Origin of the sequence: Prevotella sp. 10(H) (assembly GCF_000711235.1) — a bacterium.
Lineage (GTDB): Bacteria > Bacteroidota > Bacteroidia > Bacteroidales > Dysgonomonadaceae > Dysgonomonas.
The window spans coordinates 264,148-277,241 of record NZ_JOMI01000004.1 but is presented as its reverse complement, the minus strand read 5'-3'; the positions used below and the strand labels follow the sequence as shown (position 1 = coordinate 277,241).

General features: G+C 36.9%; 5 protein-coding genes. All 5 read right to left on the bottom strand.

Features of this window, described 5'->3' with window-relative positions; genetic code table 11:
- Window positions 1-8: 8 nt before the first annotated feature.
- On the bottom strand, window positions 9-3,128 hold the full coding sequence (locus K348_RS0110350; RefSeq protein ID WP_029904894.1) for a TonB-dependent receptor: 3,120 nt from the start codon (window positions 3,126-3,128) through the stop codon (window positions 9-11).
- Window positions 3,129-3,156: 28 nt separating this feature from the next.
- A complete protein-coding gene (locus tag K348_RS0110345; protein ID WP_029904893.1) occupies window positions 3,157-4,449 on the bottom strand; it encodes an IPT/TIG domain-containing protein in 1,293 nt (430 codons plus the stop codon).
- Between the two features lie 512 nt (window positions 4,450-4,961).
- The gene (locus K348_RS0110340) at window positions 4,962-5,996 is read right to left on the bottom strand and encodes a glycoside hydrolase family 43 protein (protein ID WP_029904892.1); all 1,035 of its coding nucleotides are present in this window, start codon (window positions 5,994-5,996) and stop codon (window positions 4,962-4,964) included.
- 18 nt (window positions 5,997-6,014) lie between these two features.
- Window positions 6,015-8,984, bottom strand: a complete 2,970-nt coding sequence (locus K348_RS0110335) for a glycoside hydrolase family 2 (protein ID WP_029904891.1) — start codon at window positions 8,982-8,984, stop codon at window positions 6,015-6,017.
- A complete protein-coding gene (locus K348_RS0110330) occupies window positions 8,956-12,948 on the bottom strand; it encodes a two-component regulator propeller domain-containing protein (RefSeq protein WP_369793892.1) in 3,993 nt (1,330 codons plus the stop codon). The genes K348_RS0110335 and K348_RS0110330 overlap by 29 nt, the downstream gene beginning before the upstream one ends.
- Window positions 12,949-13,094 lie beyond the last annotated feature (146 nt).

The following is a 13,094-nucleotide window of genomic DNA, read 5'->3' as shown; positions in this document are numbered from 1 at the left end:
TTATACTACTAGAAATTAAGGTATAACTGAATTGCGTATCTCGCCGGAATTGGATATTGTGAACCATTCTTATCGGCTTGCTCAGGATCCCATAATTTTACACTGTCCCAAATCAACAGGTTTGAACCTACAAACTGTATGTCGACAGAACTCAATCCAACTCTTTTCATCCAGTTTCCTGTCAGGTTGTAATTAACGTTAACTTCTTGCAGGCGTAAGTATCTGGAATTTCCCTGCCAGAATGTAGATGCCTGATTGTTGTTATCATTACCCCCGTAAGTCAACCTCGGGAATCTGGCATTTGGGTTCTCTGTAGAAGGATCACCTGAATATGATGCCGGAGTCCAGCGATTATTCTGGTTAGCTACTATTTTTGGAACATTACCTATCGCTTGTTCGATAAAAGGTATATAGCCCAATTCATTGTAGTTTCCTGCATGATAAAAATCAGTATTTCCTGTTCCTTTGAATAGAACACCCACAGTGAGTTTCTTGTATCTAAACTCTCCTCCGAATCCGTACATCAGACGAGGAAAATTGGAATACGAAATAGGTACTTTATCGTCGCCGTCAACTATACCGTCACCGTTAACATCCTTATATTTAATATCTCCCGGCAATGGGCTTGTATTACCTACTTTCTGTTGAGGACTGTATTTCACATCATCTTCATCTTTGAAGAGTCCGAGGGCTATATATCCGCGATATACATTATGTGCCCAGCCTGTATTTGTCTGATATGGATATTTCGGTTCCACTTCTTCCCAGTTCTGAACCTTATTCTTAGAGTATGTGAAATTTCCTCTTACAGTAAAAGACATATCTTTACCTATGTTCTGTGTAAATTCTATATTTCCATCCGACCCATAACTTTTCATCTTACCAACATTACCATAAGGCATTTGCACCAGCCCTACGAAATCAGGTATTTGTGTACGCTGTTGAAATATACGGTCGCGTTGGTCTCTGAAGAAGTCAACAACAAAAGATATCCGGTTATTCAGGAATTTACCTTCTATACCTACATCTATCTTTTTAGCTTTTTCCCAATTAAGATTATCAGCACCAATCTGGCTTTCGGTTATTTTTCCATTATTGGAACCCCATCCGCCGCCAGATTCGACATTTACGATTGTCAGATATGGAAATCGTCTGTCGGATATACGGTCATTACCTACAGTTCCGTAAGATCCTCTGATCTTGAAAAAGTCGATCCATGGCATTTTTTCTTTAACAAATTCATAGGATGAAGGTACCCATGCTGCTGCTACTGACGGGAAGAACCCGAATCGACGGCCTTTCTGGAAATTTTCCGAACCTGTATATCCAAAATTGAGGTCAACAAAATAGGTGTCTTTCAATCCGTAAGTAAAACGTCCCGATAAACCCTGATATCTTTGAGGAATAGCTCTCATACTACCATCTTTCTCTATCTCGTTATTAGAATTACCGTCTTTTCTTGCCCAATTGGCCCATTGTTGTTCACTCATATAAAAATAAGCCAAGCCGCTAAAACGATGATCTTTATTGACAATAGTGCTATAGTTTGCTGTAGATTCGAAATGCAATTTATAGTACTGATTTTGCTCATTATTATATTTTGCAGGCTCGCTTTCTACCCTTCTGACTAGCGAGAGGCCCCCGGTTTGTGGAGATCTTCCTATTGCATAGTACATTTCGGGCATAACGCTCCGTACTTCTTTGAAAAAGGCCTCATTGCTATAAGCTAGCTGTGCCTTCAACGTAAGTCCTTTTAGCAGCATCGCCAAATCCTGATTTACAGCCAACGTAACATTATGAGTAAAATTCTTTACCTTAGCCATACCTGTATAATTGAGCATCACATAAGGAGAGTATGAATCAGTAGGGCCATAAGCCGGCAGATGACCTGTTGAATATTTTGTAGGAATTGTCAGAGGTGTAAGTTTTTGCTGAGCTTTCCATAAAAGGTCTGTGTTAGCATTGCCCGGTTCTGCCTTCTCGGAGAGGAAACCATCAGCTCCAAAATATACATCCGTTGTTTTAGTCATTTTTACATCGAGATTGACCCGGTAGTTATATGTCTTGTAGCCTACATCAGCACTATATTTTGATTTTTTATCCTGTTTGTATGCTGCAGACTCATTCGACATTCCTAAGCTTAAATAATAACGTGCGACACTACCGCCACCGCGTGCATTTACATAATAGGTTTGTTGTAACGAAGTACGGTTCAGTGTTTCATCCTGCCAGTTGACATCCGGGTAAAGATCTGGGTCGAGCCCATTTTGTATTAGGTCAAGTTCCATCTGATTATATAATGGAGGATTGCCACGCACAACACGCGCTTCATTTGCAAGCTTGGCATACTCGTACGCTCCAACATATTCAGGCATACGGGTCAAGTTTGAAACTGTCATATTCACACGGCCAGTTATCCTAAGTTTATCTTCCGATCCGCGCTTTGTGGTCACTATAATTACTCCGTTTGCTCCACGCACACCATAAACTGCGGTTGCAGAAGCATCCTTCAGTACGGAAAAGCTTTCTATATCAGCAGGATCGATTCTGCTCAGATTACCCTCAAGCCCATCGATAAGTACGAGTGCCTTATCGTTGGCACCGAATGTACCTATACCGCGTACCCAGAACTCCGAAATATTCTTTCCAGGTTCTCCACTGGTTTGAAGTGAAATAATTCCGGGAACGCGACCACCGAGCATATTCGGAATTGAAGTCGCCGGTGTTTGTAAATCTTTTACATCTACATTTGTTATTGCACCTGCAATACTTATTTTCCTTTGTGTACCCATTCCTGTAACAATGGCTTCATCCATCATCTGGGTCTTCGGTTCCATTTTGATGACGAGATTGTTTTCAGCTTTACTTACAAGCAGTTCATATGTTTCATAGCCCATGAATGAAAATATAATATGATCACCGATATTTGCTTTTAAAGTGAATTTCCCATCATTATCTGTTGCAGTACCGACACCCGGCCTGTCTTTTCGGTAAACACTGGCTCCGGGTAATGTGATGTCTTTTTCATCGTATACAGTTCCCGCTATAGTTACAGGTTCTGATGTTTTTTGCCCGAACATATGTAGGCAGCAAATACACAACAGAGGTATTATTAATATGTTTTTCATTATAGTTGTTCTTTATGTTATTTACTCCTTATTCTATGGCAAGCTTACGAATACAATTATTCTTAGTATCTCCAACGTATATGATGCCATCTTTATTTATTGTTACACCTTGAGGTTCATTGAATAAAGCTTCCTCGGGATTACCGTCTGCATATCCACTTTTACCGGGTTGTCCTACTACAGTGCTTACAATTCCTTCAGGAGTAATTTTCCGGACAGTATGATTTTTTGTATCAGCCAGATACATATTATCTTCTTCATCGAATAACATTTGACGAGGTTCGTTAAATTGGGCGCTCAGACATTCTCCATCGAGTGCCCCCGATCGTCCTTGTATACCTGCAAATAATTTATGTTCTTTTGTATTGATATTATATGTATAAATGCAATGCTGATTTGTATATGTCAAATACAGCATATGCGGTTCTTTTCTGCTGAATTGTATATAGGAATCGCTTTCAGACATGATAATATCGACTACCTCACTTTCTCCTGTTTTAGGATTCATTTTTATCAGTCGTCCATTCTTTGCACGTGTATACATGTAGCCATCAGCATAACACATAGTAAAGGCATGTTTGTAGTTTATGTCGATATTTTGCCCTGACATTTCATGTTTGCGGGGTTTCCACATATTTTCAGAAGTAATTGTCCAATAACCTCTACCCCCATCATTTGGAATATAAATTGTTTTTCCGTCGTTCAGCAATCCCGGTTGATTTGGCGGACTTCCTACATCCGGTATGATAACCGTACTTAGATTCTGCTCCTCATTTACCATTAAATATTTATGTTTTCTTCCCTCCTCACCACGATTACTAACGAATATATTATTTTCTTCGTCGGTCATAAGGAAAGTGACATTATCGAGCTCAGTTTCGCCAAGTGTTCCTACAACCACCTCTTTAGTGCCAGGCTTACCGCATACAGTACTGACAGTAGTCATAATTTTGTATATGAACTTCTTATCATATACCATAGAGTCTTTTCCTACCACCACAGAAATGTTACATGTATCACCCGGCTGTTTAGGTGTTATCACATAAAGTTTCGACCCGATAGAACTAACCACCGGCGCTACTTTTTCATTAAAATACACTTTGATTTTACTTACATCATTTCCAAAGTTTGCTCCATTTAATATTACTTTGGTAGCTATTCCTCCCGAATCGGGATAGAAACTCGTAAGTTCTATTGGTCTGGACGGGTCATGTGGGCCTTCTGAAGACTTATCGTCGTCACTACAGGATACCACTAACGAGAAAATCAAGAAGGGTATGAATAACAACCCCATTAATACTTTTAAATTAAGTCTTTTCATAGTTTTTCATGTTATTAAATGGCATTTGTTACAATTTGTCAATTTAAATATTAGTGTATATGTGGGCTTTAACAATTGGTATAATTGACCTTTTGCTTAAGATTGTATTTTATCTTTCATAAGAAGTCGTATGCTATTTGTGGGCAAAACGGCATATGTTTTCAAAAATTATTGAGATTTTAGTACATAGATTAGAATAAAAGGTTTTATAAACATGTTAAATTTTTATTATAACTTATCGAGTTTGTTTTTTCCGCTTTTTTCCGTTATCAAAATTATTTTATTAATCTCTTTTTTTATTGCATCAACACATCAAAAAATAGAACAGATGTAGCAATTGTCGTTGTTGATTTGCAGACTGGGAGGCACATATGCTTGTTGTGATACCTTTGTTGTATTTTTTGGCTGTTTTTAAGAAGCAGTAATTATTATAACTTAAAAGTGGAAAGAGGCTAAATCATTTTTAGCCTCTTTTTCTGGCATGTTATTTTTAGATTGACTTTTCCATGAGTTTAATATGACCATTCGTCCGCCCAATTGATTACAAGAGAATCAGAATTGAAGGAAACCGGAAGCCAAACATAACGGGAGGCTATTAAATCTGTTTTATTCCATTTGTCGAACATTGCTATATAAGTATCTTTTTTCCCATTCACAGGAAGAGCAAATGTGCTTTGTGAATAATATGTCTTCTCGGCATCTACACCGCGGCAAGGATTATTCAAAGCTGTCCATTGCCCGAGTAAAGAGTCTGCCATTGCATATTCAGCCTTATTCGGATCCCAACCTGTGCAGCCTGACGATATAAGGTAAAACTTGTTATTGTGTTTGAATACAGCTGGTGCTTCACGATATTTTTCAGGGAAATTACGTGTGTATCTACCCGAGTGTTGCAGATAATCATCGGTAAGCAAACTAATATATAACGTGGCATTTCCTTCAGATGAATATAGGAGATAAGCACGCTTATCATCATCTTTATAGAGCGTCATATCCCGGCTTATTTGCCCGTTAGGGTGCATGGAGCCTATATAGTTGAACTTACCTGCCGGAGAGTCACAAGTCGCAACTCCGGCAGAAGCTTTCCAATAATCGTCGCTGTCGACATGTAGCCACATAACGAACTTCTTCGTTTTTTCGTTATAAATAACCTTCGGACGTTCCAGTACTTTAGAAGGATGAAGGTCCGAGCCTATATTTACTGTATCCGGTTCGAGCACTTTGCCCTCAAATTTCCAGTTATAGAGATCCTTTGAAGAATAGCAAGAAACACCACCTGCTTCAGTGCGATAACACTCCCAACCTGCGACATTCGGATTTGGATTTCGATAAGTAGAATCTCCCTTATATTCACCATACCAATAATACGTTCCTTCATGAAATAAAACGCCACCGCCATGTGCGTTTATCGGATTACCATCTGTATCCAACCAGATTTCGCCCGGCTTGAATGATTTGTATTGATTTTCTTGGTTGACATTCTTAGCTGTACATGATATGAGTAGTAAAAGAATAAACGAAAATGCGGCTAAAAATACTTTTTTCATATTCTATTTATTAACTAATTATTTCGATTTTACAGGTTGGAAAGCATAATGTGTTTCTCCTGCTTTCAGATTGCCGGATGTTGCCCGTACCCTTACCTCACCGGGTTTGAAAGTACTACGGATGGCGACTCTTACCAGTCCTCCCTCTACAGATAATTCTTTATCCCCCGGTGTATGATAATTGATATCTTTTCCTTTTGTAATATAGAAATCTGACGAACCTTTGTATGCGCCTTCTCCTTCTACTTCAAACTGAATATTTTCATTATACAAAGGACACCATACCCCGTTCTTATCAACAATACGGGCTGTAACAATGATCGCATCCGATCCGTTTGCCTGACGAGGGAATGTTCGTCCGGATGGAGATGTCAGACCGCCCTCTACGGTCAGTTCAATAGCATATGGTTCTTCTGCTGTTTGTATAGATTCTTCGCAAATCGGCTTTTTGTCTGAATCAAGTCCGACAATGCGGACTTTTCCTTTTTGCCAGATAATGTTTTCCCACTTACAGTGTTTCGTTTTAGGATTCGGTGTACGAGTACCATAGCTACGGTCGTTTACAAACATTTCAACGTAAGGGCAATTGCTCCATGCATCTATATCTTGTACTTTGCTATAATTCCAGTGACTTTGTGTTGTTACTCCAGGCTTTATTTCATATGGCATCCATAAAGCATTTTTGTAAATATGATATTTCAGTTTAGGAAAACGGTTAGCATCCATGGCACTCGATCCCAGTGATTTTTGATGATGCATACCATTCAGATATACTGTATATCCTTCTCCCTGTGTTTCTGCCAGCATCCAGTCGATCCAACCGCAAGCTTTATTATCCAAATCTTCTAGATAATTGTTTACATACCAGTTCGATAGTTTCTTTTCATTATCATAATCGAAACGTGCTGCATTCCAACAGGCTCTTCCTTCCCAGTTAGCTCCATATACTTCCGTATTTAATGATGGGCATCCTTCTACTTTCGAGTACCTGTTTGTATATCCTACAATGAGAGTCTTTGATTTATCCCATTCTGTAATATATCCATCCCTATTTAATACAGCACGAGGTTGCAGAGAATCCCATCTTTCCACTATCTCCAAAGTCTTCATCGGCATATATTTATCACCATCGAACGCTAAGCCATTATTAGATTCCCAGATAACGACAGATGGATAATTGCGATAAGCGATTACTGTATTACGGTCGTATTCAGCCTTGTAAGTTTTGGCAGGTTCATTTTTTAAAGACCATTCTCCATCTCCACTATTCAGCATTACCATTATTCCGTATTCATTACATGCATTCATCATTTCTCTTGGTGGAGGCAAATGTCCTACACGTAGTGTGTTTCCTCCACAAGCTGCAATATAACTGACATCTTTCCATATAATTTCGGCCGGCATGGCAGAGCCTAAAGCTGGGTAAATATTCCGATAACCAAATCCGTTGAGCAGATGCTTTTTGCCATTTATATAGCAATAATCGGCATCCCATGTTATAACCCTGATACCCATCTTTTCTTTATAGGTGTCGATTACTTTTCCTTTGTGTAATATGTTACGCACTACGGTGTATAAATATGGCTTTCCAAATAAGCTGGCATTAGGATACCAGAGGGTTGGGTTTTGCAGTTTTAGCTCCTGATCAAATTCTACAAGATTATCATTTTTAACTTGTTTTGAAGAAGTTAGTTTTCCGACTTCCTGACCTTCAGCATTAAGAAGCAAAATTTGTAAGGTTATATTCTTACTGTCTTTACCCATGTTATCAATCCTTGTCTGAAATCTCAATGTTGCTTCGTTGTCCGTTGCATCCGTTACAGCATTATATGTACCGTATTTACTTTGGGCTGAATAGACATTTAAAGGAATATGTACATTGTCTGTCACAACCATAGATACAGGTGAAACTATGCCTCCCCATCCCATGCCAAAAGGTGCAAATTCTCCGAATCCGGGCCATGTGAAAAATGAATCGTTTGCATTAGATACTCTGACAACCAGAGCATTATTGGCTCCATAGTTAACATCGTCGGTTATATCTACAGCAAATGGAATAAAACCACCCACATGTGTCACATCTCCCGGTTGCTGAACCGTGGTATTTCCTTTCTTAAATTTTCCGTTTATATATATTGCCGACCCGTTATTGACTCCCTGAAATTCGAGGAATATACGTTTTCCTTTATATTTTTTATCAATAAACAGCTGTTTGCGATACCATGCTTCACCTGTCCACATTGCAACTTCCGAATCGTTGAGGTAAGTATCCATATCGTTGTAGCAATGCGGTATTCCTACAGTTTCCCAATTGCTGTCATCGTAGTTTTTTTGTATTATGGTCTCTGGTGTCATATCTAAGGTCTCATCATCCGACAACACTTCTATTTCACTTATCTCAAGAGGAAGAGTCTTACCATCTTTGTCCTGAAGTTCATTAAAAGATAAACGTATAAAATCAAAGCTTTGAGTAGGCGGGTTCCATGGCTTTTTCATTCCTTCGTTGATAAATGTGTAAAGTTTTTGACTTGTACGTCCTACTGTATTTTCAACTTCGGCTATAGTTTCAACTTCTTTGTAAGATGAGGTTATGGGATTGTTAAGTCGATCTATAATATTTCGCCAGCCCTCATTAATCTTATCTGACGATTCGAGTTTATAAAAAACTTTTTCGACATTGGTATTCTTGAATTTACAAATAATATAGCTTATATTTTTGTTTCCCCTTGTATCTATTATAATACTGGGTTTTTCACCGGCCGGAAATGTCCACACAGTATTGACATCATTATCAATTACATTATTGGGATTACGATTATCAGTTGTTATAAATTTGCATTGAGGAGAAATATTCCGTGTTGAGAGCATCACTTTTGAGAACTTCCATGGGCTATTTCCTAAATTTATTATATCCCGGGCTAATGCCGGGCAAATGCTTAACGAAGCAAGCAAAAACATACTAAAAATAATTTTTGTCATCTTTTTCATGATTCTCAGTGTTTGTTTTATTTTTATTTCGATTTTGTAATTGTTGTTTTTCAAACTCTTTAGGTGTCATTCCAAATTGTTTTTGAAATAATTTTATAAAGTATGAGGGTGAGTTGATGCCTACCAGATAACAGACTTCTCCTATTCTGTATTCTCCACTGGCGATGTATTCTACCGATTTTCTTAGTCGGATAAGGCGTATAAAATCGGTAGGCGGAGTATCTGTCAGTGCTTTTATTTTGCGGTGTAGCGTAGAACGACTCATATAAACAATTTCGGATAACCTTTCTACATTGAAATTCGTATCAGTAATATTATCTTCAATAATACCGACAATCTTTGCCATAAATTCTTCATCTGCCTTTGTCATTCCCATTTGTTGAATCGGTAAAAATGGTTTTCGTATAAATGCTTCTTTTTCTCGTTGCCTGTTCCCTAATAAGGTCATCAACTGCGTGAGCAGGTAATTGAATGAAAATGGTTTTTCTATATATGCATCGGCACCCATCTCCAATCCATGTATCTTACTTTTAAAATCATTTTTTGCAGTCAGCAATACTACAGGAATATGGCTGTATTCAAGATTCGTTTTAATGTTTTTGCATAATTCGAACCCATCCATTTCAGGCATCATGATATCAGTTAAAACCAGATCGATATTTTTTTCTTCCAGTATTTTCATTGCTTCTTTGCCGTTGAGCGCTTTTTCCACTATAAATTGTTCTTTTAAACGGTCTGCAATAAAATTCAACATTTCTTTGTTGTCTTCGGCGATCAATATTATTTCCGCATTAAGTTTTTCATGCTTATTGTCGCTGTCTTCAATAATATAATCATCGTTTTGAAGTATCTTCTTTTCTGTTTTTTCTTGTATTAATGGTATTTTCAGTATAAATGAATTCAATCCGTCGGTTTCTGAAAAAATAAGACTTCCCTTGTGTAATTCAGCTAATGATCTTGCTAGTGATAAACCTATACCTGAACTGGAAGCCTCATTTTTATTACTTAATTGATAAAAGGGATCAAAAATTTTTTCTTTTAATTCTTCCGGAACCAAATTCCCGTCATTATCCATTTTAATAATAAAATATTTATCATCACTATCGAGTTGTATTTCTATATAAGATTCTGAGTAACGGATGGCATTAGAAAATAGATTGTTTAGAATCTTAGTAAAGCCGTTCCTGTCTATCGGGGCTATTATCTCTTTTGGGGGTAAATTCAATCGGATTTTTTTCTTTTCTTTTACTGCAAGTGTTTCAAATTTTGCATAAAAATCTTTCAGTATCTTGCTTATACTGACTTCTGCAAAACTCATTAAAAACTTATTGCTATCGGCCTTCCTGAAATCCAGCAATTGATTTATAAGGTTTAACAGTTCAGATGTATTACGGCTCATTATTTTTAAATTCTTCTTAATGTCCGGATCTTTTATGTCCATTTCCATCATCGATTCCAACGGTCCGTTTATCAATGTTATAGGTGTTCTTATTTCATGGGCTATATTTGTGTAAAAGTCTAATTTTGAAGTATATACTTCTTTTTCTTTTTCAGTTTCGTAAATCCATTGTTTTTCGGCATTTCTTTTTTCATTTCTTCTGATATATCTTCGTACCATACAAAAAGTAATAAATAATAGGCCTGAAAGGTATATTATATAGGCAGGTTTTGAACTCCACCACGGAGGAAGTACCCTGATATTAATCGAAGTTCCTTCTTCATTCCAAAAACCATCATTATTGCACCCCTTAACTCTAAATACATATTCGCCGGGAGGTAAATTTGCATACGAGACAGTATGGTTATTATCTGCATAAATCCAGTTTTTGTCGATATTTTCCATCATGTATGCATATTTATTCACCGAAGGAGCTGTATAACTAAGTGCAACGAAATCCAGACTTATATTTGACTGGTTATAATTCAATACAATATTGTTGGTATATACAATGCTCTTTTTGAGAGGTGAATCGGGTGTATTTATATTTATTTCCTCATTGAATATTGTTAGTTTCGTTATATAGACAGGCGGTACAAACTTGTTTTCTGTATATCTATAAGGGTCTACTTCGATCATGCCATTCAATCCTCCGAAATAAAATTTATTATCGCTACTTGCTAATGCCGATTTATAGTTAAACTGATTGCTTGATAGTCCGTCATTTGTAGTAAATACCTTGACGACTTTAGATTCGGGGTGAAATTTCACCAATCCTTTATTTGTGCCGAACCACAGATATTTATTTTTATCTTCAAGTATTTTATATGCTACATCGTCAGGCAGCCCATCTTTTACGGAATAAGCGGTGAAATTGTTTTTGTCCTTATTATATCGACATATCCCCCCTCTATCGGTAGAAAACCAAATTACTCCGGTCGATGTTTGTGTAATATTGCTAACAGAGTTAGAACTTAAAGAAGTAGGGTCGTCTATATTATTAACAAAATGGTCTGTTTTCCCAGATTCAGGATTATATCGGTATACACCCCTTCCCATTGTTGCGACCCAGATATCACAATCAGTATCTTCGATAATATCATATATAAAGTTCAATTCGAATTGTTCTTCATTCTTGAACTTCATATCTTTTTTGCTGCTGCTGTACACACCCCAGGCATTTCCAATCCATATTTTTCCATTTCTATCTTCACAAATGGCATATATACTTGATTCATTTAGTCCCAGGTCTTCTCCTGAATAATGCTGTACGGCAAGTTGTGGTAATTGAATTATATCGAGGCCGTTTTTAAAAAGCCCTACCCATACTTTATTATCATCCAATAGTAAACTGAGTATTTTATTATAGTGGAGGGGATATCGTGTGTCTTTGCCAACCATGGTATATTTCTCCGTTTTCGGGTTGAATATATTTACTCCCGCATCTTCTGTTGCAATCCAGATATTCCCATTTTTATCTTCACGCAGTTCTCTTATCCGCTTACTTCCTATAGAGTTATTCCAGCGAACGGGCGTATGTCTCTTAAATTCGATGCTTCTGTTGGGCAAATAATTAACACCACCAAAGTGAGTAGCAATCCATATACCACCTTCTTTATCCTGATATATCTTCTCTGTTAAATTGTCAGATAATGCGAATGAATGCATTGGATCTTCATGAATATGGACTACTGTATTTTTAAGCTCGTTAATTACATAAAGACCGGCATCAGTAGCTACCCATATTTCTCCATCTATATAAGTAACATGTCTAATTATTTTATAATGTACTTCAGGGGCATTCACAGCGGTTATGGAATTCTTTCGCTTATTGAATTTGAGTAATTTTTCTTCGTGGATACCTACTATTAAATATTCACCGATATCACACATAGTATATATATTTTCTTCTTCTAAGGTTTCATTGTTTTTATTCCCCAGAAATTGGGTAAAAGAATCTGTAGATTTATCATAAAGATAAATACCCCCACCGTTTGTACCTATCCATACACGCCCACTTTGTTCAATACATATACATTGAGGGTTTCCCTGATCGGGTAATGCGGTGCTTCCTATCTCATAATAAAATAATTTTTTGCTTATATTGTTATACCTAAATAATCCTTGATTAGGTATAACAATCCATACATTATTATCTAAATCGCCTCGTATATCGGCGATCCAGTCGTTCATCGACATATCCTGATCCGTTCTGTCATCAAGAAAAGAGAAAGTATCCATAACCGGATCGAATATGAAAACACCTTTATCGGAACCTATCCATATATTCTTTTCGCCATCTTCATATAATGCAGATATATTATTGTCCCTTTTTTGTTTTATCGGGTCATAACAGTCATATACTTTTATTGATGTCCCGTCATAGCGATTTAATTTATTACGGGAGCCAAACCACATAAAACCTGAGCTATGTTGCAAAATTGATTTTATATTGTTCTGAGATAATCCATTCTCTCCATCAATTTTCGTGAAATAAAAATTCGATAGATAGTTGTTTGGATATATCGGTATTACAATAAAAATTATTAGATATATAAATATTTTTTTTTCATGGTAAGATCATGCAAATCATAGGGTTAGATTAACAATTCTCGGGCAAACAAATATAAGTATATAAAAAATTACACAGGTTTCAAAAAATAACAAAATGG

Coding starts and splice junctions, on each gene's coding strand:
- K348_RS0110350 (WP_029904894.1), bottom strand. CDS start 3,128: ATGAAAAACATATTAATAATACCTCTGTTGTGTATTTGCTGCCTACAT.
- K348_RS0110345 (WP_029904893.1), bottom strand. CDS start 4,449: ATGAAAAGACTTAATTTAAAAGTATTAATGGGGTTGTTATTCATACCC.
- K348_RS0110340 (WP_029904892.1), bottom strand. CDS start 5,996: ATGAAAAAAGTATTTTTAGCCGCATTTTCGTTTATTCTTTTACTACTC.
- K348_RS0110335 (WP_029904891.1), bottom strand. CDS start 8,984: ATGAAAAAGATGACAAAAATTATTTTTAGTATGTTTTTGCTTGCTTCG.